This is a genomic window from Bacillus sp. FSL K6-1005 (assembly GCF_038000225.1).
Classification (GTDB): Bacteria; Bacillota; Bacilli; order Bacillales; family Bacillaceae; genus Bacillus; species Bacillus mojavensis.
In genome coordinates, this window is sequence record NZ_JBBOBP010000001.1 from 1,790,517 (window position 1) to 1,814,846 (window position 24,330).

The 24,330-nt window shown below is 44.7% G+C and carries 24 protein-coding genes; 2 read left to right on the forward strand and 22 right to left on the reverse strand.

Annotated elements, in window-relative coordinates; all coding sequences use genetic code 11:
* Nucleotides 1-59: 59 nt before the first annotated feature.
* Both ffh and NST16_RS09370 read right to left on the reverse strand, forming a co-directional pair.
* Nucleotides 60-1,400 (reverse strand): signal recognition particle protein, encoded by a 1,341-nt coding sequence (gene ffh / locus NST16_RS09365; RefSeq protein ID WP_340885952.1) that lies wholly within the window; start codon nucleotides 1,398-1,400, stop codon nucleotides 60-62.
* A gap of 13 nt (nucleotides 1,401-1,413) precedes the next feature.
* On the reverse strand, nucleotides 1,414-1,746 hold the full coding sequence (locus NST16_RS09370; protein WP_003238590.1) for a putative DNA-binding protein: 333 nt from the start codon (nucleotides 1,744-1,746) through the stop codon (nucleotides 1,414-1,416).
* A gap of 178 nt (nucleotides 1,747-1,924) precedes the next feature.
* Here NST16_RS09370 and NST16_RS09375 point away from each other — a divergent pair, with 178 nt between their 5' ends.
* Nucleotides 1,925-2,410: an Ig-like domain-containing protein gene (locus NST16_RS09375; protein WP_010334223.1), complete on the forward strand. Its 486-nt coding sequence runs from the start codon at nucleotides 1,925-1,927 to the stop codon at nucleotides 2,408-2,410.
* Nucleotides 2,411-2,469: 59 nt separating this feature from the next.
* Here NST16_RS09375 and ftsY read toward each other — a convergent pair whose 3' ends face one another.
* From ftsY to NST16_RS09440, 13 genes are all read right to left on the reverse strand, one after another.
* Entirely contained in the window at nucleotides 2,470-3,459 is a 990-nt protein-coding gene (gene ftsY, locus NST16_RS09380) for a signal recognition particle-docking protein FtsY (RefSeq protein WP_044155917.1), read from the reverse strand.
* Between the two features lie 19 nt (nucleotides 3,460-3,478).
* Entirely contained in the window at nucleotides 3,479-7,039 is a 3,561-nt protein-coding gene (gene smc, locus NST16_RS09385; protein WP_340885963.1) for a chromosome segregation protein SMC, read from the reverse strand.
* 100 nt (nucleotides 7,040-7,139) lie between these two features.
* The gene (gene rncS / locus NST16_RS09390) at nucleotides 7,140-7,889 is read right to left on the reverse strand and encodes a ribonuclease III (protein ID WP_010334220.1); all 750 of its coding nucleotides are present in this window, start codon (nucleotides 7,887-7,889) and stop codon (nucleotides 7,140-7,142) included.
* Between the two features lie 139 nt (nucleotides 7,890-8,028).
* Nucleotides 8,029-8,262, reverse strand: coding sequence for an acyl carrier protein (acpP, locus tag NST16_RS09395; protein WP_003154310.1), 234 nt, complete (start codon nucleotides 8,260-8,262; stop codon nucleotides 8,029-8,031).
* An 84-nt stretch (nucleotides 8,263-8,346) separates the two neighbouring features.
* Nucleotides 8,347-9,087: a 3-oxoacyl-[acyl-carrier-protein] reductase gene (gene fabG / locus NST16_RS09400; RefSeq protein WP_010334219.1), complete on the reverse strand. Its 741-nt coding sequence runs from the start codon at nucleotides 9,085-9,087 to the stop codon at nucleotides 8,347-8,349.
* The gene (gene fabD / locus NST16_RS09405) at nucleotides 9,080-10,033 is read right to left on the reverse strand and encodes an ACP S-malonyltransferase (protein ID WP_339181432.1); all 954 of its coding nucleotides are present in this window, start codon (nucleotides 10,031-10,033) and stop codon (nucleotides 9,080-9,082) included. The genes fabG and fabD overlap by 8 nt, the downstream gene beginning before the upstream one ends.
* A gap of 18 nt (nucleotides 10,034-10,051) precedes the next feature.
* On the reverse strand, nucleotides 10,052-11,053 hold the full coding sequence (gene plsX / locus NST16_RS09410) for a phosphate acyltransferase PlsX (protein WP_168747801.1): 1,002 nt from the start codon (nucleotides 11,051-11,053) through the stop codon (nucleotides 10,052-10,054).
* Nucleotides 11,054-11,066: 13 nt separating this feature from the next.
* Nucleotides 11,067-11,633: a transcription factor FapR gene (gene fapR, locus NST16_RS09415; protein WP_029441255.1), complete on the reverse strand. Its 567-nt coding sequence runs from the start codon at nucleotides 11,631-11,633 to the stop codon at nucleotides 11,067-11,069.
* Between the two features lie 107 nt (nucleotides 11,634-11,740).
* Nucleotides 11,741-13,789, reverse strand: coding sequence for an ATP-dependent DNA helicase RecG (recG, locus tag NST16_RS09420; RefSeq protein ID WP_010334214.1), 2,049 nt, complete (start codon nucleotides 13,787-13,789; stop codon nucleotides 11,741-11,743).
* Nucleotides 13,767-14,669 carry an L-serine ammonia-lyase, iron-sulfur-dependent, subunit alpha gene (gene sdaAA, locus NST16_RS09425; RefSeq protein ID WP_340885970.1) on the reverse strand — a complete coding sequence of 301 codons (903 nt, stop codon included), beginning with the start codon at nucleotides 14,667-14,669 and terminating at the stop codon, nucleotides 13,767-13,769. Before sdaAA ends, recG begins: the two co-directional genes overlap by 23 nt.
* A 23-nt stretch (nucleotides 14,670-14,692) precedes the next feature.
* The gene (gene sdaAB, locus NST16_RS09430; RefSeq protein WP_340885973.1) at nucleotides 14,693-15,355 is read right to left on the reverse strand and encodes an L-serine ammonia-lyase, iron-sulfur-dependent subunit beta; all 663 of its coding nucleotides are present in this window, start codon (nucleotides 15,353-15,355) and stop codon (nucleotides 14,693-14,695) included.
* Nucleotides 15,356-15,494: 139 nt separating this feature from the next.
* Complete coding sequence (locus tag NST16_RS09435; protein WP_340885976.1) at nucleotides 15,495-17,153, reverse strand: DAK2 domain-containing protein; 1,659 nt, start codon at nucleotides 17,151-17,153, stop codon at nucleotides 15,495-15,497.
* Between the two features lie 15 nt (nucleotides 17,154-17,168).
* Complete coding sequence (locus NST16_RS09440) at nucleotides 17,169-17,531, reverse strand: Asp23/Gls24 family envelope stress response protein (protein WP_010334211.1); 363 nt, start codon at nucleotides 17,529-17,531, stop codon at nucleotides 17,169-17,171.
* Between the two features lie 278 nt (nucleotides 17,532-17,809).
* Between NST16_RS09440 and rpmB the strand changes: the two genes are divergently transcribed.
* Complete coding sequence (gene rpmB / locus NST16_RS09445) at nucleotides 17,810-17,998, forward strand: 50S ribosomal protein L28 (protein ID WP_003221548.1); 189 nt, start codon at nucleotides 17,810-17,812, stop codon at nucleotides 17,996-17,998.
* A 72-nt stretch (nucleotides 17,999-18,070) separates the two neighbouring features.
* Here rpmB and spoVM read toward each other — a convergent pair whose 3' ends face one another.
* The 7 genes from spoVM to rlmN form a co-directional block, all read right to left on the reverse strand.
* Nucleotides 18,071-18,151, reverse strand: a complete 81-nt coding sequence (spoVM, locus tag NST16_RS09450) for a stage V sporulation protein SpoVM (RefSeq protein ID WP_003221545.1) — start codon at nucleotides 18,149-18,151, stop codon at nucleotides 18,071-18,073.
* A gap of 83 nt (nucleotides 18,152-18,234) precedes the next feature.
* Nucleotides 18,235-18,879 (reverse strand): thiamine diphosphokinase, encoded by a 645-nt coding sequence (locus tag NST16_RS09455; protein WP_268450174.1) that lies wholly within the window; start codon nucleotides 18,877-18,879, stop codon nucleotides 18,235-18,237.
* Between the two features lie 74 nt (nucleotides 18,880-18,953).
* The gene (gene rpe, locus NST16_RS09460; protein ID WP_340885981.1) at nucleotides 18,954-19,607 is read right to left on the reverse strand and encodes a ribulose-phosphate 3-epimerase; all 654 of its coding nucleotides are present in this window, start codon (nucleotides 19,605-19,607) and stop codon (nucleotides 18,954-18,956) included.
* A gap of 3 nt (nucleotides 19,608-19,610) precedes the next feature.
* Nucleotides 19,611-20,513, reverse strand: coding sequence for a ribosome small subunit-dependent GTPase A (rsgA, locus tag NST16_RS09465; protein ID WP_340885984.1), 903 nt, complete (start codon nucleotides 20,511-20,513; stop codon nucleotides 19,611-19,613).
* A 14-nt stretch (nucleotides 20,514-20,527) separates the two neighbouring features.
* On the reverse strand, nucleotides 20,528-22,474 hold the full coding sequence (pknB, locus tag NST16_RS09470) for a Stk1 family PASTA domain-containing Ser/Thr kinase (protein WP_340885987.1): 1,947 nt from the start codon (nucleotides 22,472-22,474) through the stop codon (nucleotides 20,528-20,530).
* A complete protein-coding gene (prpC, locus tag NST16_RS09475; protein WP_010334207.1) occupies nucleotides 22,468-23,232 on the reverse strand; it encodes a protein-serine/threonine phosphatase PrpC in 765 nt (254 codons plus the stop codon). The genes pknB and prpC overlap by 7 nt, the downstream gene beginning before the upstream one ends.
* A 6-nt stretch (nucleotides 23,233-23,238) precedes the next feature.
* Nucleotides 23,239-24,330 (reverse strand): 23S rRNA (adenine(2503)-C(2))-methyltransferase RlmN, encoded by a 1,092-nt coding sequence (rlmN, locus tag NST16_RS09480; protein ID WP_029441251.1) that lies wholly within the window; start codon nucleotides 24,328-24,330, stop codon nucleotides 23,239-23,241.

The following is a 24,330-nucleotide window of genomic DNA, read 5'->3' on the forward strand; positions in this document are numbered from 1 at the left end:
ATGATAAAAGTGTTTGTAAAGTGTTTTTTCTTAACAACGGTTTTATCATGTATAACCGATTACATAAAAGGTAACTTAAATCCTTTTTTCTTTCCTTTTGACATGTTTGTCATTTGCTTCATCATTTTTTTCATTTCGTCAAACTGCTTAAGCAGACGGTTGACTTCCTGTACGGACGTCCCGCTTCCTTTTGCAATCCGCTTGCGCCGGCTGGCATTAATGATATCCGGCTGTTCTTTTTCAAGAACAGTCATCGATTTAATGATCGCTTCCACATGATTCAGCTGCTTTTCATCAACTTGAATATTTTTCAAGCCTTTCATCTTACCTGCACCCGGCATCATTTGCAGAAGCTCATCCAGAGGTCCCATGTTTCTGACCTGCCCGAGCTGCTCGAGAAAATCGTCCAATGTGAAGCTCATTGTTCTCATTTTTTGTTCCAGCTCTTTGGCCTTGTCTTCATCGACGGTTGCCTGAGCTTTTTCAATCAATGTTAACACGTCACCCATGCCGAGAATCCTTGATGCCATGCGTTCAGGATGGAAAGCCTCTAATGCATCAAGCTTTTCGCCTAAACCGGCGAATTTAATCGGCGTGTTTGTCACCGCACGAATGGAAAGTGCAGCACCGCCGCGCGTGTCTCCATCAAGCTTTGTTAACACAACACCGGTTAAACCGAGCTGTTCGTTAAAGCTTTTGGCTACATTCACGGCATCCTGCCCGGTCATTGAATCGACAACCAGAAAGATTTCTTCCGGATTCGCGATTTCTTTCACTTGGGTCAGTTCATCCATAAGCTCATGGTCGATATGCAAACGGCCTGCTGTGTCCAAAATGACATAATCATAGTGTTCTTCCTTGGCTTTTTCAATAGCCTGCTTGGCTATTTCTACAGGGCTGACCTGATCACCAAGGGAAAAAACAGGCATGTCGAGCTGCTTGCCGAGCGTTTCCAGCTGCTTAATTGCAGCAGGACGGTAAATATCGGCAGCAACCAGCATCGGTTTGCGATTGTGCTTTTTGCGCAGAAGATTTGCAAGTTTACCACTTGTTGTCGTTTTACCGGCACCCTGGAGACCAACCATCATAATAACAGTTGGCGGCCGCTTCGAGACGGCAATTTTGCTTTCTTCGCCGCCCATCAGCTCTGTCAGTTCCTCTTTAACGACTTTAATGACCTGTTGGCCGGGCGTCAGGCTTTTCATGACGTCTTGGCCTACAGCCCGTTCACTTACTTTTTTCACAAAATCCTTTACTACTTTAAAGTTAACGTCAGCCTCAAGCAGCGCAAGACGAACCTCACGCATCATTTCTTTTACATCTTGTTCGCTGACTTTCCCTTTTCCGCGGATTTTAGAAATCGTCTGCTGCAGTCGGTCGGCTAATCCTTCAAATGCCATAGTTTGCCGCCTCCTAATCTAATTTCTCAAGCGCTTCAATCAGAGCTGTAATTTCTTCCTCTTCTTTAGAACCGGAAGCAAGCTCCTTCAGCTTATTAAACATCTCTTTACGCTCCTGAAACTTTTTCAAAAGGAGCAGCTTTTCTTCATATTGTTCAAGCATCGCTTCTGTTCGTTTGATGTTATCATAAACAGCTTGTCTTGAAACCTCATATTCTTCGGCTATTTCGCCAAGGGAGAAATCGTCCAAATAATAAAGAGACATATAGCTCTTCTGTTTAGACGTCAACAACGACTGATAAAAATCAAACAGATAATTCATTCTCGTTGTCTTTTCGAGCGACATATGAGCTCTCCCCTTTGTTAAGTCAAATCCCTTTACGATAACTTAGTTTACATGGTTTTAATGTGAGTGTCAAGTTTTTATCTTGTCAAAGGAATGATAACTTTTTCCAATATTAACTAAACAACATCCAATTTATTCCGATATTTTATATGAACCATATTTAAAAGGAGGATTTCACATGAAAAAAATCGGTTTATTGTTTATGTTATGCTTGGCTGCCGTGTTACCATTTATTTTTCCCGCCCAGCAAGCAGCTGCGGCCGGAGTCCCTTATAAGGCCTCCATCTCAAATATTAGCACGGACGGAGGCGTGTACGGCAAAATCAATTACGGACAGGGTCAATTTTGGCGAGTTAAGTACAATATTACGATAAGCGGTACATTGCTCGACGAAAATGGAGTGCCAGTGCCAAACACACCAGTCAGCTTCGAAGCAGATACGAAAGTCGGGAATACAACAAAGACAGCTGCAGGAACAACCGATGAAAACGGAAAGTTTGACGTTCCAATGTATTTAGGACCTGCTGCTGGCTACTATACGTATTACACATCTGTTTCCGTTCATTACTACGACATCATCCCACTCAGGGTTTATTCCGGTGATGCGAGATTGCTATCCACTGATAACAGCCTTTATCATTTCGCCTATCAAGTGAGACGATAACAATAACAGCCCCCAGGGTTTTGGGGGCTGTCTGTCTATAATCGGTGAACCCAAAAATATTAATCCTCCGCTTTTTCCACTAAATCTGAAAAGAGGCCGTATACGTAAGATTCAGCGTCAAACTCCTGAAGATCATCAACTTTTTCTCCTAATCCGACTAATTTAACCGGGATATGAAGCTCGTTGCGAATCGCAAGGACAATACCGCCTTTTGCAGTGCCGTCAAGTTTTGTTAAAGCAATTCCTGTTACGTTTGTTGCTTTCGAGAACTCCTTCGCCTGCGCCATTGCGTTTTGGCCAGTCGTGGCATCAAGGGCGAGCAGCACCTCATGAGGCGCTTCCGGCACTTCTCTTTCGATAACACGCTTCACCTTTTCGAGCTCCTTCATCAGGTTTACCTTGTTTTGAAGACGCCCTGCCGTATCACAAATTAACACATCAGCTTCTCTCGCTTTGGCAGCGTGAACAGCATCATAGATGACAGCCGCAGGATCGCTGCCGGCCGCCTGTTTAATGACAGGCACACCAGTACGTTCTCCCCATACTTCAAGCTGTTCAATCGCTCCTGCTCTGAAAGTGTCTCCGGCAGCAAGTACAACAGACTTTCCTTCTTGCTTTAGTTTATGAGCAAGCTTTCCGATCGTTGTCGTTTTGCCGACTCCATTTACGCCGACTAGAAGAATGACATTTAAACGCCCTTCCTGAATGTTCAGCTCAGATATTTGTTCGTCTCCGCTGTTATAAATTTCCACCAGCTTTTCAGAAATAACAGACTGCACTTCCTGCGGATCTTGAATATTTCTGCGCTTCACTTCTTTTTTGAGCTCGTCTATCAGCTCCATAACCGTTGTAAAACCGACATCAGCACTGATCAGAACCTCTTCAAGCTCTTCGAAGAAGTCCTCATCAATTTTACGGTAACGGGACACGAGATCATTCACTTTATTTTGAAAGGAGTTTCTCGTTTTTTCAAGGCCGTCCTTAAACTTTTCAGATACGGAATCTGTCTGCTTTGTGATTTTCTCTTTTAATTTTTTAAAAAAACTCATCTTATAACCTCTTTCCTCGTTACTGAACGAATTCTTTTGTCTCTTCCAGCTTCACTGAGATGACCTTAGAAACACCTGATTCCGGCATTGTCACGCCGTAAAGCACATCGGCTTCCTCCATAGTGCCTTTTCTGTGGGTAATCACAATAAACTGGGTATCGGCGCTGTATTTTTTCAAATACTGCGCAAACCGGAACACATTTGCTTCGTCAAGTGCTGCTTCTACCTCGTCAAGAACACAAAACGGCACAGGGCGCACCTTTAAAATTGAGAATAAGAGCGCAATAGCAGTAAGCGCACGCTCTCCGCCAGACAAAAGGTTTAAGTTTTGCAGTTTTTTTCCCGGCGGCTGCGCGATAATTTCTACTCCGGAATGCAGCAGATCATTCGGATCGGTAAGCCTTAATTCCGCTCGCCCTCCTCCGAATAAGGAGCGGAAGACTTGATCAAAGTGTGAGCGGATTTGGACGAATGTGTCGTTAAAGCGTTTCGTCATCTCTTCGTCCATTTCCTCAATCACTTGAAACAGGGTATTTTTTGCTTCTGTTAAATCTTCTTTTTGCTCTGACAAGAATTGATAGCGTTCGTTAACCCTCTCAAACTCATCTATGCTTCCGAGGTTTACCGTCCCAAGCTCTTCTATTGCGAGTTTAATCAGCTTCACGCGCTTTCTTGCTTCCTCAGGATCTGTTTCAAGCTGGTATTTCTCTTTGGCCCCCTCAAAGGACAAGCTGTATTCTTCCCGCAAGTATTGCAGCAAATTATCAAGCTCGACTTCCATTCGGCCTAGTTTTACTTCTTCGTCTTTTAAGAGCGTTGTTTTTTGTTTATACAGGCGCTTCATTTCTTTCAGCTCGCGCTCATACGTATCAAGCCCCTGCTGAAGTTTGATCCTCTGGTCGCGCCTTAACGCAATCAATTCAATTGTTTTTGTTTTGTCATTTAATTTATGTTTTGCGGCCTCTTCCAGTTTTTCTTCGCCGCTTGTGCTTGATGACATTTCTGACGTTAAGAAGCTTAGGTCCTCTTTCGCCTCTTTTAAAGCAAGCCCTGTTTCTTGGAGCTCTTTCTTTAATCTAGCGAGGTTGTCCTCTTCGCTCTGACATGCTTGCTCTTTTTTCGCTGCTGCGATCTTCAGCTCAGTCAGCTCATTGGAGAGAGACTCTTTTGTAGAGGACTGTGTCTGTTTTTGTTTTGTCAGTCTTTCAATATCCTCTTCAAGCTGTTTCATTCTTTCAGATACGGAAGAAAGCTTTTCTTCCAGCTCGCGTTTGCGCGCTTTCTTCTCTCGATCGCTATCTGACAGAGCTGATTTTTCTTGATCATAGAGCTCTAAGTGAGTATTGATATTCTTCTCAGCAACTTGAAGCTCATACAGCTGGCCTTTCACATCCTGCTGCTTCACTCTTAAGCCTTCCCCAGCCTCTCTTAAATCAGCCAGTTTTTTCTCCATCTCCTGAATGGATTGCTTAAGGGTTTTGACCTCTTGTTCAAGCTGCGCTGTTTTTTCTTCCATCTCAGCCAGCCGCTGGGTGACATCCTCAAGTTCCCGGCTTCTTCCTAACAGGGAGTTGTTTTTCTTTTTAACGGCGCCCCCCGTCATTGAACCTCCAGGATTTACGACATCGCCCTCGAGAGTTACGATTCGGTACCGGTGCCCAAGCAGCTTCGCAAGCTCGTTTGCGCCTTTTAAATGCTCTGTAATCAAAACGGTGCCGAGCAGGTTTTGAATGATACGGCGATACGCGGGATCAAATGTGACAAGATCACTGGCAACCCCGAGAAATGACGGATGCTGCTTCGCAGTTGCCACGTCCCTGCTTTGAAGCTGACGGTCTTTGATGACAGAAAGCGGCAGAAATGTCGCCCGGCCGAACGAATTCTGTTTCAAATATTGAATTGCTTTACGGGCGGACTGTTCATCATCGGTCACAACATGCTGTGCTGAAGCTCCGAGTGCTATTTCAATAGCCGTTTCATACTTTTGTTCTGTTGACATCAGCTCAAGGACAGCCCCGCGAATTCCGCCAAGCCGCTCTTTCGCTTTCAGCACCTCTTTAACACCCTGATAAAAGCCGGAGAAATCTCCCTGCATTGTCTCAAGCATGTCTTTTTTCGACCTCGCCTGCTGGACGTATTGGTATGCTTGGTAAAGAGCAGATTCATTTTTCTCATACTGACGCTTTTTCTGTTCGTATTTAACCTGCATTTCTCGATACGCGCCGACTTGGCTGTGAATCTCCTGCTCTATGCGGGCAAACTCGGTTTCACATGCAGCTTTTTGGGCGGAAATATCGCGCCGTTCCTGCAGATGCTTTTCATTATTATCAGCCAGCCTCTGTTGGATAACTGCTGATTGGGACATCTGGTCATCGAGCAGCTGGAGCTCATTTCGAATCGACGCCTGGCTGTTTAACAGCTCAAAGTAATCGCTTTTCAGCTGCTCAATTTTCTCTTCGACATTTTCATTGTGAAGACTGAGAGCCTGCTGCTTTTCCTTCACCTGTGCTTTTAAATCTCTGACTTCTGTCTGAAGCGCTTCAAAGACAGCTTCCTGCTTCGCAAGATCTTCTTTCAGCACAGCTTCTTTTTGCTGAAACTGTACGATGGCTTCTTCAAGCTGTTCGCGGTTTTGCACAGCGTTTTTTTTGCGTTCTTTCAGTACTTCTTTGCGCCCCTCCAGCTTTTCAAGCTCCTCACTTGTCACAAGCAAGACTTGCTGGAGCTCGTTCACTGATTCATCGAGCGCTTGAATTTTGTCGCGCGCATCTTCGATTTTCGCTTCTTTTGCAGAAATAGCAGACGATTCAGCAAGCTCTTCTTCCTTTGCGGCTTGCACTTTCTCCTGAAGGCTTGACCATTTGGCGTGCAGTTCTTCAATATCATAAGCGGTCAGCGCAATTTCAACGTGCTCAAGCTCTTTCTTTTTCTCCAGGTAGTCTTTCGCGATTGAGGCCTGTATTTTAAGAGGTTCAACCTGACCTTCCAGCTCATGTAAAATATCTTCTACCCGATTTAAATTATCCTGGGTTTCAAACAGCTTGGTTTCTGCTTTTTTCTTTCTCGTTTTGTATTTGAGCACCCCGGCTGCTTCTTCAAAGATACTGCGGCGGTCCTCCGCTTTGCTACTCAGGATTTCTTCCACTTTCCCTTGGCTGATAATCGAAAATGCTTCTTTTCCAAGTCCTGAGTCCATAAATAAATCAATAATATCTTTTAAGCGGCACGGCTGATTGTTAATTAAGAATTCACTCTCGCCAGATCTGTACACACGCCTTGTGACACTGACCTCGTGGAAGTCAATCGGCAAAAAATGATCGTCATTATCAAGCGTAAGCGTAACTTCGGCAAGATTTAACCGTTTTCTCGAATCACTGCCGGCAAAAATAATATCTTCCATTTTTCCGCCGCGAAGGGAACGTGCTGATTGTTCTCCAAGAACCCAGCGAATAGCGTCTGTGATATTGCTTTTTCCGCTTCCGTTCGGGCCGACAACCGCAGTGACGCCTTTTACAAAATCAACGGAAATCCGTTCTGCAAATGATTTAAATCCTATAACGTCTAAACGTTTGAGGAACATAGCGATCCTCCTTATGTAATAAGTATTTCAATTTTATCATAAACATGGATGAAATAAGACGGCAAACATACTGAAATCCCCCTTATAGCTTAGGGGGATTTTATTGTTTCGTATGGTGTTTTTGCAATTTAGCTAGAGCTTCCTGAGCAGCGTGCTGTTCGGCTTCTTTCTTTGAACGGCCGTTTCCGACTCCGAGTGGTTCACCTTTTAGAGATACGATGGCTTCGAATTCACGGTTATGGGCAGGTCCTTTTTCGTTGGATATTTTATACTCCAGCGAGCCTTTGCCGTCACGCTGCACGTATTCCTGCAGCTGGCTTTTAAAATCCATCACATGAGAAAAAGCACCATCGTTTATTTTAGGGAACACATAGACTTTTAAGAAACTTTCGACCGGCTCTAATCCCTGGTCAAGATACAAGGCTCCGATAAATGCTTCGAAGACATCCGCCAAAAGCGCAGGACGTTTTCTGCCGCCTGTCATTTCCTCGCCTTTCCCCAATAGGACAAGATCGCCGAATGACAGTTCGTGAGCCAATGAAACGAGAGACGGTTCGCATACAATCGCGGCTCTCAATTTCGTCAAATCTCCTTCACTCATAGCCGGATACTTGGCAAATAAGAATCTGGAGATCGTCAGTTCCAAAACAGCGTCACCTAAAAATTCAAGCCTTTCATTATCTTCATACGGCTTTTTCCGATGCTCATTCACATAAGATGAATGTGTAAATGCTTGATACAAAAGCTTTTCATTTTGAAAGTGAACCGAGATCCGTTCTTGAAACTCTTTAAATTGTTCTATTTTTTTATAGAACTTTTTCTTATCTTTGTAATGTGAGTGTTTTGACATAGTAACCTCCATAGGCACATCAGGTTCACCGCGCTTCTCTGACTAAACCGGATACAGCGCGCGTAAAAGCGGCATGCTGTAATAACTGCACGAATAAAGGGCTAAAGCCCCGCGTTTCGGCGGGACTTTTAGCATCAGCTTATTGCTGGTTTTGTATGTAGTTCACAGCGTCGCCGACTGTTGCAATCTTTTCAGCATCTTCGTCAGAAATTTCCATATCAAACTCGTCTTCAAGTTCCATAACAAGCTCAACTACATCTAGGGAATCAGCACCTAAGTCTTCCTTGAAAGAAGCTTCAAGTTTGACGTCTGCTTCATCAACGCCAAGGCGATCTACGATGATTTTCGTTACACGCTCTAATGTATCTGCCATAGCAATTCACCTCCCCTCAAGTATTATAGTGGATTCGTTTTTAAAAAACTAGAGTAACTATGATGAAATTTTCAAGAAAAAAACTTACATGACCATTCCGCCGTCAATATGAAGGGTCTGGCCTGTCATATAACGCGCTCCCTCTGAAGCTAGAAACGTCACGACGCTGCTGACATCGCTGGGATCGCCAAAGCGAGCGAGCGGAATTTGTTTCAGCATTTCATCTTGAACATCTTTTGCAAGCTTATCTGTCATATCAGTTGAGATAAATCCAGGTGCAATCGCATTAACGGTGATATTTCGGCTTGCAAGCTCTTTAGCTGAAGATTTCGTTAAGCCGATCACACCTGCTTTTGCAGCCACGTAGTTGGCTTGTCCAGGATTTCCGCTGACGCCGACAATAGATGATACGTTAATAATCCGGCCTGAACGCTGCTTCATCATTTGTCTTGTGACAGCTTTCGTACAGTTGAAAACACCCTTCAGGTTAATGTTAATGACATCATCCCACTCATCTTCTTTCATTCTCATGATGAGATTGTCTTTTGTGATTCCGGCGTTGTTCACTAGAATGTCGACCGTAGAGAAAACAGAAATCGCTTCTTTTATCATGTTTTGTACATCTTCAGGATTTGATACATCGGCTTTGACAGCAATTGCTTTTCTGCCCATTGATTTGATTTCATCTACAACTTCATTTGCTTTCGCTTCGCTGCCTGAGTAGTTAACGACAACATTTGCACCGTTTTTGGCCAAGTCAAGGGCGATTGAACGGCCGATTCCACGGGATGCGCCAGTGACAACAGCTGTTTTTTCATTAAGCATTCTCATTCTCCTCCTTAAGCGTTTGAATTGCCAGTTCAATCGTTTCCGGGTCTGATACGGCAATGGTTTTTAAGCGTCTGTTTACTTTTTTCACAAGGCCTGAAAGCACTTTGCCGGGACCGATTTCAATAAACGTCGTAACACCCTCTGCAATTAGCTTGTTAACAGTTTCCTCAAAACGAACCGGGGAGTACAGCTGCTCAATGAGTTTTTCTTTAATCTCTTCCTTATCTGTCATCACATCTGCAGAAACATTTGAGATCACCGGCACATCTGCGTTTTTCAGTTCACAGGAGTCCAAAACTTCTTTCAGCTTTTCAGCGGCAGGCTTCATCAGTTCAGAATGGAACGGACCGCTTACGTCAAGCGGAATCGCTCGTTTAGCGCCGTTCTCTTTAGCCTGTTCAGATGCAAGCTCTACTCCTTTTGACGTTCCGGAAATAACAATCTGTCCGGGACAGTTGAGGTTGGCAAGCTGCACAAGGTGGCCGTCCTCAGTGACTTTATCGGTTACTTGTTTCAACGCGTTTGCATCCATGCCGAGAATAGCAGCCATCGCTCCTTCTCCGGCCGGCACCGCTTCGTTCATGAACTCACCGCGTTTTCTGACAGTATAAACAGCGTCTTTAAAGCTCATTGCGCCAGCCGCCACCAGTGCAGAATATTCTCCAAGGCTGTGTCCGGCTGTGAAATCAGGTGTAATGCCTGATTCTTTAAATTTCTCAAGCACAGCAATGCTAGTCGTCAGCAAAGCAGGCTGCGCATTGTATGTAAGCGTTAATTCTTTGGCATCACCTTCAAAAATCAATGAGCTGAGCTTTGTTTCCAATGTTTCGTCAGCTTCATCAAACAGACGTTTTGCAGCAGGCACCTGCTCATAAAGCTCTTTTCCCATGCCGATAAATTGTGATCCCTGACCAGGGAATAAAAATGCAATCTTACTCATGATGTTAAAACCTCCAGACTATTCATCTGTTTTTTCTTCTTCTTTTACTTCTTCTTGGATGAGCGCAGCCACATTTTGGCTGACCATCTCTCTGGCTTGGCGGATCGCATGGTAAACCGCACGGGCATCAGACGAGCCGTGTGCCTTGATTACCGGCGCTTTCAAACCGAAAAGGCTTGCTCCGCCGTATTCGGAATAATCCATTTTCATTTTCATTTCTTTCATCTTCGGCTTCAGCACAGCTGCCGCAAGCTTAGATGTAAAGTTTGACGTGAGCGCTTCTCTCATCATTTTAAAAATGGACATCGCAGAGCCTTCAAGCGTTTTGAGTGTAACATTCCCGGTAAATCCGTCCGTTACTACGACATCTGCTACATCGTCTAAAAGGTCACGCGCTTCCACGTTTCCAATAAAGTTGATGTTTGCCTTTTTTAATAATTGGAACGCCTGCTTCGTCAGTTCGTTTCCTTTTTTATCTTCTGTTCCGACATTCAAAAGTCCGACTCTCGGTGAAGTTACACCCCGGACTTGCTGGGAATAAACAGAACCCATAATGGCATATTGAACGAGATGCTCAGGTTTGGCATCTACATTGGCGCCGACATCAAGGAGCAGAAATCCGCCGCCTGAAACAGTCGGCAGTGTCGGTGCAAGCGCAGGGCGGTCAATTCCTTTAATTCTTCCCACAATAAACAGGCCGGCTGTCATTAGCGCGCCGGTATTTCCTGCTGAAATGCAGGCGTCAGCTCTGCCTTCCGCAACTTCCTGCGCCATCAGGACCATAGAAGAGTTCTTTTTTCTCCGCACGGCGCGGACCGGTTCGTCCGTAGGCTCAATCACTTCATCTGCGTGCAGCACCGTGATGCGATCTGATGATGTTGTTAAATATGATTCTATTGTAGTTTTGTCACCGACAAGTGTAATATGAAGATCATCAAATGACTCTATCCCCTTCATAACTCCGTCAATAACAGCTTTGGGAGCGTGGTCTCCTCCCATTGCATCTACAGCTATTCTCATGCATGCTCCACCTTTATGAATGTTTTGAACGGTACATGTCAAAATGTCCAGAAAAAACAATTTCCTCTGCAACATAGCTGTTCACTTCGACAACCGTTCTTCCTTTTTCTTTATCAACCGCCGTTACTTTCGCTTTCGCAACGACACGTTCACCCTGCTTTACCTGCCTGGTAAAGCGGATGTCTGCGCTTGCAGTAAGCGCCAATTCGTCATCTATAATGGCAACGGCCAAGGAATTCGCCTGAGCAAATAAATGGTGTCCTCTCGCTATTTGATTCCGGCTAAATACATGCTCCTGTTTTATCTCTAAAATAGAAATCGCCTGATCATCCAGCTCAAGGTCAATAATTTCTCCGATGACTTCGTCTAATGACAGGGACTTCACTTCATCTTCAAGCGTTTTCTCTGCCACGTTCTTAATTCTTTCTCTCAGCTCCGGTATGGAAAGCTCCAAGCGGTCCAAACGAATCGTCTGAATGCTTACTCCGAATTTACCAGCTAATTCTTCATCTGTAATAAATGGGGTTGCTTTGATCGTCTGCTGAAGTAATTCCTGGCGTTCTTTCTTATTTCTTCTCATATCTAAACACCGTCCGGACAATTAAGACTAGGTACTAATAGTAGTATATAATTTCATAGATTGGAATGCAATGATTGTTTCTGGCTGAACACCAAAAACTTCTTACCTCAGCTCAATTTTTCCCCATCCATGACTCCGCTTTTCAGCAAATGCTCTCTTAGCGCCCCATATTCAGGGTCCTTCCAGAACACTTCCGAAGCCACAAGATTTGCAGCGTCCTGCCTTGCCGTTTCAAGCGCTCTGTAATCATGAACCATGTCCGCCACCTTAAACTCAGGCATTCCGCTTTGTTTTTTTCCAAAGAAATCCCCTGGGCCTCTCAGTTCCAAATCCTTTTCAGACAGTTCAAAGCCGTCATTGGTTTCCGACATGATTCTCATACGTTCTTTTCCTGTTTCTGATTTCGGATCAGCCATAAGAATGCAGTAGGATTGATGTTCGCCGCGGCCGACACGGCCGCGCAGCTGATGAAGCTGGGACAAGCCAAAGCGATCGGCGTCGTAAATGACCATAATCGTTGCATTCGGGACATTCACCCCGACTTCAACAACAGTGGTTGATACAAGAATTTGACACGTATTCGCGCTGAATTCTCTCATCACCTGATCTTTTTCATCGGGATGCAGTTTTCCGTGCATAAGGCCGACGTTCCATGTTCCTCGAAACACCTCAGAAAGCATATTGTACACGTCTATGGCGTTTTGCACATCAAGCTTGTCTGATTCTTCGATCAGCGGACAGATAATATACGCCTGTCTGCCCTGCTTTAATTCTTTTTCGACGAATGCCAGAATGCGGTCCAGCATGTCATGCTTCACCCAATAGGTTTCGATTTTTTTGCGCCCCGCCGGCATTTCATCAATGACGGAGACATCCATTTCACCAAAAACAGTGATCGCTAGGGTTCTCGGAATCGGAGTGGCTGTCATAAAGAGAACATCGGGATCCTGCCCTTTGTTCCGAAGCTTCTTCCGCTGTTCAACTCCAAATCGATGCTGCTCATCCGTGATGACAAGACTTAGCGCTTTAAACTCGACCTCATCCTGAATTAAAGCGTGGGTTCCTACAAGGATATCAATCTCTCCCTCAGCAAGCCGCTCAAGCAATTCTCTTCGGCGCTTTCCTTTTACAGAGCTTGTCAGAAGGGCGACATTGATATCCCACTTTTCAAACAGTGAAACAAGCGAATCAGCATGCTGTTCAGCCAGAATTTCTGTCGGAACCATAAGCGCTCCCTGATAGCCGGATAAGATTGCGGCATAAAGCGCGATGGCAGCGATTGCCGTTTTTCCTGATCCGACGTCCCCTTGAAGAAGGCGGTTCATTCTGTATGGAGAAGACATGTCTGCTGTTATTTCGCGAAGCACGCGGGACTGGGCGTTGGTGAGGGGAAACGGGAGGCTTTTGACAAATTTCATGAGTTCTTCGTTTGAAAAACGCTGCCGTATCCCTTGTGACTGCTCTCTTTCCGCCTTTCGGAACGCTTGCATTTTCAACTGAAATAATAAAAATTCTTCGTAAACGAACCGGCGCCTGGCCAGCTTTAATGCCTCTCTTGTTTCTGGCTGGTGCATCGCTTTTAACGCCTGATGATAGTCCGGTAGCTTATAGCGGATTTTAAGATTTTCTGGAAGAGGATCAGGTATTGAGTCCGCATATTGGGTCAGCCCGTGCTGAATAAAACGTCTCATCATTTTGACGGTGACATTTTCTTTCACGGAATAGACTGGTTCAATGCTCTTATCCTCTTGATGCGGCCCATTTTTCAATTCCTGAACAGAAATGGTCTGACGGTGCTTGTCCCATTTACCGGAAATCGTCACGACAGATCCCAGCGAAATCTTTTTCTTTAAATAAGGACGATTAAAACAAACGGCGGTGATTAAATAATGGCCGACAAGAAGGCGAAATGTCAGCCTGTTTCGTTTTTTTCCGTAATAGGTAAGAGAAGGCTCTGAATGAACCTTCCCTTCAACTGTGACTCTTTCATCATGCTTTACTTCTTCTAAATCCCTCAGCTCGTAGTCATCATAGCGATAAGGGAAATAATTCAGAAGATCAGAAATGTCATAAATACCGAGTTCATTTAATGTTTTTTCTGTTTCCGGCCCAATGCCCTTAATGTTGGCTATACTAGTTTGCTGATGTTGTTTCACTTGAACCCAGCGCTCCTCCGAATATTTTTTTCTCTAATTCTCTTCCCGTCGGGGTTGCCGCTAAACCGCCCTGGCCTGTTTCTCTAAGTGCAGTGGGCATCGTTTGGCCGATTTTATACATTGCATCGATGACCTCGTCACATGGAATCCGGCTTGTAATGCCTGCCAATGCCATATCAGCAGCAATCATCGCGTTGGAAGCGCCCATTGCATTCCGCTTCACACAAGGCACTTCAACAAGACCCGCAACAGGATCGCACACAAGGCCGAGCATATTTTTTAATGTAATAGCCATGGCCTCCGCACTTTGCTCAGGTGTTCCGCCTGCCATTTCAACAATTGCCGCAGCTGCCATGCCCGAGGCAGATCCTACCTCTGCCTGACACCCGCCGGCAGCACCGGAAATACTTGCATTATTTGCTACGACAAATCCGAAAGCTCCGGCCGTAAATAAAAAGCGGATCATTTGTTCTCTTGTCGGGTTCAGCTTCTCTTTCACGGCAAATAACGTACCCGGCACTACACCCGCAGATCCGGCAGTCGGTGTCGCACAGATTGTTCCCATGGCTGCATTTACTTCATTTGTTGCGACAGCTTTCGATACTGCATCTAAAATCAGCGGTCCTGATAAGCTTTTTCCAGATCGAATATAGGCTTGCATTTTAACTGCATCGCCGCCGGTCAGGCCTGTTTGACTCGTAACCCCTTCAAGCCCTTTTTGAACCGCCGCTTCCATAACAGTCAGATTGTGATCCATCTGCTGAAAAATCTCTTCTTTTGTTTTTTCTGTTACTTCCACCTCTTGAGCGATCATTACATCAGAGATCAATATCTGCTTTTCTTTGGTAATTTCAATTAATTCCTTTACATTACGAAACATAACTGGCTCCTCCTGACCCTTCGCTAGTCAGCAATCTTTGTCACTTGAATAATGTTCGGCAGCTTCGACAGCTCTTCGAGAACGTGGTCATCAATATTCTGATCGACCTCTATTGTCATCAGCGCAAGCTGCCCAATATCCTTGCGGGCAACTTCCATATGGCCAACGTTGATTGAGAATTTCGCAAGGACATTGGCAACACCTGCAATGGTGCCAAACTTGTCATTATGAACAACTAGAATGGCAGGGTGGTTTCCAGACAGACGGAGCTCAAAGCAGTTTAATTCTGTGATTTCAATTTTTCCTCCGCCTATTGAAATTCCTGTCAGTTCAAGTTCTCCCTTACCATCAGAAATACTGATTCGAGCTGTGTTCGGATGAACCGGAACAGCGTCTTCGACTCGAAACTCTATATCAATTCCTTTATCTTCTGCAATTTGTATAGCGGTTTTAATCCGTTCGTCAAATGTATCAAAATCAAGCAGACCGCCGATGATCGCCACATCTGTGCCGTGACCCTTATATGTTTCAGCAAAAGAGCCGTAAAAGGACACAACGATGCGCTCAGGCTCTCTGCCAAATAAACTTCTGGCCACTCTCCCGATTCTCGCCGCTCCTGCTGTATGCGAGCTGGACGGACCGATCATAACCGGGCCGATAATATCAAAAACGCTTCTGTATTTCATGCTACTCCTCCTTATGAAACAGAGCTTATAAGCGGCTTTGCTTCTAGACTAATTGATCGGATATAAAATGGCAAGCGGGCGCGTTACAGCGCTGCCGCACTTAAAAGCAGACATAAGAATAGAAGGGCAATTTGCCCTTCTATTCTGCAGAAACGATATACGAATACAGCGGCTGTTTTCCGTTGTGGATTTCAACCTCAATCTCCTCGTACTTTTCACTGAGATACGCTTCAAGCTCCTTAGCTTCTTCCTGGGATGCATCCTCACCATATAGGATAGTGACAATTTCGTCCTCTTCTCCGATCATTTCTGACAGCAGCATTTTCGCGGCTGTCAGCTGATCTTCAGCAGTGCCGATAATCGTTCCATTCAGAATTCCCATAAAGTCGCCTTTTTTAATGTCTTTGCCGTCAATATGAGTATCTCTGACTGAGTATGTCACCTGTCCGCTTTTTACTTGCTGAATCGCACTTAGCATATTGGCTTCATTTGCTTCAGGTTCTTGATCCGGATTAAATGCCAGCAGTGCTGACATCCCTTGCGGAACCGTTTTGGCAGGAATGACAAAAACCCTATCACCCATCACACTTGCAGCTTGATTGGCAGCCATGATAATGTTGGAGTTATTCGGTAAGATAAACACAGCTTCAGCATTTACAGACCTTACAGCTTCGATAATATCCTCAGTGCTCGGATTCATCGTCTGTCCGCCTTCAATCACAACGGAAGCGCCAATGCTTTTGAATAGATCAGAAATGCCTTCTCCCATTGCAACAGTCACAATGCCGTACGGCTGCTTTGCCGCTTTCTCACTGTGAGCAGGCTCGCTGTCCTGGCTGATGATGGAAGTGTGCTGCTCTCTCATGTTTTCAATTTTGATTTTAATTAATTCACCGTAGTTTTGGGCATAGTTTAACACGTTTCCCGGCTCTTCCGCATGAATATGAACCTTCGCCAGAGACTCGTCTGCAATAACCAAGAGAGAATCCCCAAATTGGCTGAGGTCATTTCTGAATGTGCCTTCATCGAATTCTCTTTTATTCTGATCGAGCCTTACCATCACTTCTGTACAGAAACCGAATTCAATATCTTCCGTGTTCATCATACTCTGCGCGCTCTTATGATGCTCCGCGCTAACCATGTCATCAAGTGACGGGAGAACGGTTTTCTCAGGAACGGTCTCTCCTTTTAATGAAGCGAGAAAGCCTTCATACACACAAAGCAGGCCTTTGCCCCCGCTGTCAACGACACCAACTTCCTTCAAGACAGGCAGCAATTCTGGTGTCCGGTTTAAGGATGCCTCAGCTTCCTTTGTCACAGAAGTCATCAGCGCAATGATATCGGTTTCTTTTTCCGCCAAGGCCACCGCTTGTTTCGCAGCATCTTTTGCAACAGTTAAAATGGTGCCCTCCACAGGTTTCATGACAGCTTTGTAAGCCATATCCACACCGGCTTGCAGCGCGGCGGCAAACTCTTTTGCATTAATTTCTTTTTTTGTTTCGATGCTTTTACTGAATCCTCGGAACAATTGGGACAGGATGACTCCTGAATTCCCTCTTGCCCCCATGAGCAATCCTTTAGATAACGCGGAGCCCACTTTACCGATATCACTTGTCTCCAAATGCTCCACTTCTCTTGCCCCGGAAGTCATCGACAGGTTCATGTTTGTTCCCGTATCACCGTCCGGCACCGGAAACACGTTGAGCGCGTCAACCGCACTCGCGTTTTGAGACAGATTCTGTGCTCCTGCAAGAATCATCTCGGCAAAGGTTTTGCCGTCTAATGTTCTGATAGACAATCCTACTCCTCCTAACTACGGGTTCGTCACTCGTACCCCTTGGACATAAATATTGACAGAATCCACTGCAAGTCCGACTGTTTGATTTACTGTGTACTTTACTTTTGTTTGGACGTTATGTGCCACTTCAGAAATTTTTGTGCCGTAGCTGACAATGATATACATGTCAATATGTATCTGTTCTGCTTCTTGGCGAACTTGAACACCTCTGCTGAAATTCTCTTTCCGAAGGATTTCAGTCAGTCCGTCTTTAATTTGGTTTTTAGAGGCCATTCCAACAATGCCGTAACAGTCAATCGCAGCTCCTCCGGCAACCATTGCAATGACATCATTCGATATATCAATCTGCCCGTATTTCGTTCTTAATTCAATGGACACACTAGTTCCTCCTTCGAATGCATAGAGTTACAGCTATTCTACTATATGAACTCCATTATGAAAAGAAAAGACGCGGCAATCGCTGCACGTCTCTTTACATATACTATAGCGCCGCTGTTTGTGCAAGATGTCAAGTGAATTTTCTTGAAAGATGATGAAACAATAGTTGCAAACGTTTTTTAGCTGTGGTAAATTATTTAAAGTATCCATATCGAAAGCATCTAAGAACATATGAAAGTGAAAAAGTAGATGTTTTGTGCAAGTGAGGAGGGAAACAAATGGCACGTAAATGCGTTATCACAGGTAAAAAAACAACAGCTGGGAATAACCGTTCTCACGCAATGAACGCTTCTAAGCGCACTTGGGGCGCGAATCTTCAAAAGGTTCGTATCCTTGTGAACGGAAAACCTAAAAAAGTATATGTATCTGCTCGAGCTTTGAAATCCGGTAAAGTTGAGCGTGTATAACAAAATGAACGCCTGCCCTGATATGTGGCAGGCGTTTTTATGTGGTGAAAGAGGGCTGTGAACCCCTGGGCTTTAATCTTTTCTAAATGAGCCCAGCATCGCCCGGACAATTCCTCCTAAAAACTTCGGCAATTTAATGGTGTAAAATTTCATTTTTGTCCCCTCCTATAAGTCCCGTAACCGCCTGTTCATCACTTTAAGGTTCATTAATTTCAACAAATGAGTGAAAGCACAAGCTAATCCGTGCTTCTTACCATTATTAATATGCCTTTCGCAAACGAAAAAGTACCTCGTGAATGAATGAGTTCGTTACTAATACATAGTGTTGAACCAAGCGTAATATGACACTTATTTAGCGGATATTTAAAACCGATGAGAGTCAGCTCATCCACTTCTTCTGTAAATGGAATGAAGGAGATATATCGTTTGTTTTGATCGATAAGAAGAGAATATTCGCCTGGAGAGAACATCTGAATATCATTCTGTTTGTCTATAAGCTTCATTTTCGAAGTTGTTTTTACTCCTCTGTACAGCAGCTGAATATTTCCTAAAAAGTGATCTGCTCTGCCGCCTGTAATACCGAAGATCTGAATCATATCCGGCTGCTTGTCCAGGGCCCAATCAAGAGCAAGGTCTAAGTCAGTTTGATCTTTTTCTGCCTGATACACATGGAGAGCGGGCGCGGCTTTTTCGATTTGCCGGCGTTCATGCTCTGTAATGCTGTCAAAATCTCCGAAGGCTTCATCAGGAATGATACCGGCATTTAAAAGCGTGACCGTTCCTTTGTCAACCCCGACCCAGATCGTGTCATCAGCCATATAATCAGTCAGGTCAGGGATTAAATCTTTTGGGCCTCCTGCAACGATATTGATTTTTCTCATCTCTTTTTCCTTTCTGCTTCTGGATACAGGAAAAAGAGCTCAGGCTAGATGCGCCCGGCTCTTTTTCGTGCTGCTTATTTGCTTCCCCTTATCTCAGAAATAGCTTTTTCGCGGTCAGTTTGGCCATAAACAGCAGAACCGGCAACAAGTAAGTTTGCGCCCGCTTCGATGACTAGCGGGGCTGTTTCTTTGTTGACGCCGCCGTCCACTTCAATTAGCAGATCATGTTTCCCTTTTTCCTCTGCCATACGTTTCACTTCTTTTATTTTCGGAAGAACAGAATGTATAAATTTCTGTCCGCCGAAACCAGGGTTCACCGTCATTAAGAGAACAAGATCAAGTTCTTCAAAAATATGCTCAATTATCTGAACAGGTGTATGCGGATTCAGGACAACTCCGGCTTTTACACCCTGCTCTTTTATAAGCTGGATTGTCCGGTGAAGGTGCGGACAGGCTTCAGCATGTACAGACAGGATATCGGCACCAGCTTTTGCGAAAGCCGGGATATAACGATCCGGCTCTTCAATCATTAAATGTACATCCAGCGGCAGTTTCGTCACCGGACGAATGGCTTCTACAATCAGCGGTCCAATCGTGATATTCGGGACAAAATGGCCGTCCATGACATCAACATGAATGTAATCGGCTCCGCCTTTTTCTACATCTTGAATTTCTTTGCCTAAAGCGGCAAAATCAGCGGAAAGAATAGAAGGTGCAACCTTTACCATGATCTAATACCTCGGCTTTCTGTCTTTGATCTCTGTGATAAATTCAACATAATGGTCGTAGCGGTACTGCTTTAATTCCCCTTCTTCAACGGCTTGTTTGACTGCACATTTCGGCTCTTTCAAATGCAGACATCCTCTGAATTTGCATGATGCGCTTTTTTCTCTGATGTCAGGGAATGTGAAGCCCAGCTCTCCTTCTTCAATGTCTGTAAACTCAAGAGAGCTGAAACCCGGCGTATCCGCAACCAGACCTCCGGACGTGTGTATAAGCTCCACGTGGCGGGTTGTGTGCTTCCCGCGGCCTAAATGCTCGGAAATTTCGTTTGTTCTCAAACCCAGCTCCGGGCTGATCGCGTTGAGAAGCGAGGATTTCCCAACCCCCGACTGGCCGGCAAAGACTGTTGTTTTGTCGCGGAAATGCGGGATGATCTCCGTTAAGCTGTCTTGGTCCATAGAAGAGGTAAGATATACGTCATAGCCAATGTTCCGGTAGTCTTCAGCATACGCTTGAATGCGTTTTTGTGTATGTTGATCTTCAATTAAATCCATTTTTGTAATACAAATAATCGGCTGGATGTCATTCGCTTCTACGAGAACCAAGAAACGGTCGAGCAATGCTGTGCTGAAAGATGGCTGCACCGCCGAGAAAACAAGCATCGCTTGATCAACGTTGCAGATCGGCGGCCTGATAAGTTCATTGGTTCTTTCTTTAATCTCTAATAGATATCCTTCTTTATTATTTTCAGCTTGATAAACAACATAATCACCGACCAAAGGGGTGATTTTATTTTTTCTGAAAATACCTCTTCCTCTGCATTGTATAACTTTTTCATTATTTGAACCGTCTGATTCATCCAGTACGTAATAAAAGCCGCTTAGCGCTTTAATAATTTTGCCCTCAGGCATATTTTCCCTCCTTGTTATTCATCTTTCGGATACTCAATTGTTTTGTAGCTGACGACTTTATTATTTACCATCACTTGATAGTACCCTTTTTGGCCAGGTTCAATCTTCAATTCGATCGTCCGTTCTACGGGCTCTTTCATCTTAAAATGTTCGTAAGTGTCAGAAATGCTGTGATCGGCGTCGTCAATCGCGATTTGCACCTCAAGCTCGTCCCCTTCGTTTTCCGGCTCATATGGAATCTTGACTTTTTCTTTCACTGTTTTCGCCGGCTTCTTCTCAGGTCCGAGAGAGAATGTCACTTCGACCTCATTTCCCGGCTTTAGCGCCGTTCCTGCTGCCGGTTTTTGTTTGACAACCTGTCCTTCCGGAACGTCATCTGAGTACGCTTCTTTTTCCACCAGTTTGAGCCCGTTATCTTCCAGATATCCCGAGGCCGCTTCTTTACTGTATGTTTTTAAGTCTCTGAGCGTAATATCTTCCGGCCCGATGCTGACTGTGAGCTTAATTTGATCTTCGTCCGGCACAAGCTCGGTCCCTGCTGACGGATTCTGATCTATGACAGTGCCGGCGTCTTTCTCATCATTTACTTCATCCACCGTTACATTTTTAAAGCCCTGTTCCTTTAACACTTTTTTTGCCTTGTCGACTGATTGGCCCGTCACATCACCGATCTGCTTTTTTGCTTTACCTGTGCTCTTATAAAGCGTAACCGTTGCTCCTTCTTTAATAGTAGACTCGGCTTTAGGATCGGTTTTGACCATCAGGCCTTCTTCGATCTTCTCATCTGAGATTTCCAATACGTCTGAATCTACCTGCAAACCTTCTTTTTCTAGAAGATCTGCCGCTTTTTCATATTCCATCCCTGCTACATCAGGTATTTTGACATCCTTAGGCATAAAAAGAGAAGGAAAAACAGTGACGGCTAGAACTCCTGCCGTGATAAAAACCAGGCATATGGTGAGCAGTATCCACGGCCATTTTTTTCTCTTTGCTTTTTTCTTTGTTTGGGTTTCTTGAGGAAATGTCATGTCAGCTTCTTTATCATGAGAAGCTTTTGCAATCTCTTCATCCTTAATAATCGGAATCGCTTTCGTCATTTCTTCATCATCATGAATCGTAAATTTCTTTTCGTTGAGCCTGTCAGCGTCAAAAGCTGTTCGTATATCTTCTTCCATATCTTCAGCAGTTTCATAGCGGTGAAAAGGATCTTTGGCGGTTGCCTTTAATATGATGTTTTCAACGCTTTGGGGTACTGAGGGATTCCACCTTTTCGCTGAAGGGGTTTCAGCCTGAAGATGCTTTAAGGCGATACTGACAGCCGATTCACCATCAAATGGGATTCGGCCGGTTAACAGCTCAAATAAGACAATCCCAAGCGCATAAATATCTGATTTTTTTGTGGCCAGGCCGCCCCGCGCCTGTTCGGGGGATAAATAATGGACTGAGCCCAGCACAGAATTGGTGTGGGTGATTGTTGTCGAAGTCAGTGCAGTCGCAATTCCAAAATCCGTTACTTTGATATTGCCCATATGGTCGATCAAAATGTTATGCGGTTTAATATCCCTATGGACAATATGATTTTGGTGGGCATGGGCAATGGCTGAAACAATTTGCTCCATGATGCTGAGCGCTTCTTTGGGGTGAAGCGGCCCGTTTGCTGTTATGTATTCTTTTAGCGTCATGCCCTCTACGTATTCCATGACAATATAGTAAATATCATCTTCCTCGCCCAAATCATAAATGCTGACAATATTCGGGTGATCAAGGCTTGAGGCCGAATGGGCTTCTCTACGAAAACGCCTAATAAACTCATTGTCATTCACATAGTCAAACCGCAGGATTTTGATTGCGACTTCACGATCAAGAATAATGTCCTCAGCTAAATAAACGTTGGCCATTCCCCCGCCGCCTATGGCACGGAGAATCTGGTAACGCCCGCTGATTCGCTTGCCGATTAGCACTGATCTTCACCCTCTTCAACATGTAAAGCAAGCTCAAGCAACACTGCTGTAATATTGTCTTCCCCGCCATTCTCATTGGCTTTGTCCACAAGCAGGTTTACTTTTTCCTGAGGAGCTGAATCGCTTTGCAGGATGTCTTTTAATTCAGTGACTTCCACTTTATTCGTCAGTCCATCAGAACATAAAAGGAGTTTGTCTCCGGGTTCAATTTCGAAAGAACGTGCGTCAATACTGACGGATTGATCTGTTCCGAGCGCCTTCGTCAGCACATTTTTGCGCGGATGATGCTCAGCATCTTCTCTTGAGATTTCGCCGGTGCGAACCAGTTCATTCACCAGAGAATGATCCTCTGTCACCTGAACGAAGAGATCGTCCTGGAGCAAATAGCATCTGCTGTCGCCTATATGGGCAACGGAAACCGTTTTACCTGTAAAAAGAGCGCATACAATGGTAGTTCCCATGCCTTGGCATTCTTCGTGCGCTTGGGCATGATCGTAAATCTTGCTGTTTACCGCGAGAATCTGTTCAATGAGCCACTTTTCACATTCTGACGGCGCCGCAGGAATCGTATCTGACTCATTCCATTTCTCTCCCATGGCTTTCACAGCCATCTTGCTTGCAACATCTCCAGCAAGATGGCCGCCCATGCCATCAGCGACAACAGCTAATACAAAATCGTCTTTCCCCTTAAAAATACCCGCATCATCTTCATTATGCTGGCGGATTTTCCCTGTATCTGTTTTTAAGGCTGTTAACAACCCTCATCACCTCGTCTCGTCTTGACGCTCCTTCGCGCGAAGCTGACCGCAGGCTGCGTCAATGTCATGGCCTTGCTCTCTTCGAATCGTGACATTTACTCCGCGGGATTTCAGCGTTTTCTCAAAAGCAAAAATCTGCTCACGCGGTGTGCGGACATAATCCCGTTCAGGCACATAGTTTACCGGAATCAAGTTCACGTGGCATTTTACACCTTCCAGCAAGTCTGCAAGCTCTTCAGCGTGCTCAACCTGGTCATTTACGCCACCGAACAGACCGTATTCAAAGCTGATCCGGCGTCCCGTTTTATTAATGTAATATTTAACGGCTTCCATTAAATCAGGGAGCTTGTACGCTCTGTTAATCGGCATCAAACGGCTTCTGATTTCTGTATTTGGCGCGTGCAGAGAAATCGCAAAGTTAATCTGCATTTGCTGATCAGCGAATTCGTAAATTTTCGGGATGATTCCGCTGGTAGAAACAGTAATATGGCGAGCGCCGATATTCAGTCCCTTATCATGGTTAATGATTTTTAAAAAGGCAAGCATTTCGTTAAAGTTATCAAATGGTTCGCCGATTCCCATGATAACGACAGAGCTGACGCGTTCATCCGTTTCATCTAGGGCTTTTTGAACTTTCACCACTTGAGCGACAATTTCACCTGCTTCAAGATTTCGTTTTAAACCGCCGAGCGTTGACGCACAGAATGTGCATCCAATGCGGCAGCCGACCTGTGTCGTTACACATACAGAATTACCATACTCGTGTCTCATTAAAACAGTTTCGATTGTATAACCATCGTGAAGCTCGAATAAAAACTTCATCGTACCGTCTTGAGAAGTTTGTTTAACAGCCGTTTTCAGCGTCGTTAATACAAAATGAGTGTTTAATTTCTCACGCAGTTCCTTTGATAGGTTTGTCATTTCATCAAAAGAAGTTACTCGTTTTTCGTATAGCCATTCAAAAATCTGTGCCGCGCGGAACGGTTTCTCCCCGTTGTCTGTCAGCCATTGTTTGATTTCGTCTAATTCAAAAGAATAAATCGAAGGACGTTCTGTCCGCAATTCTTTTCTGATCTTTGTTTTTTTTAGTTCTGTCAT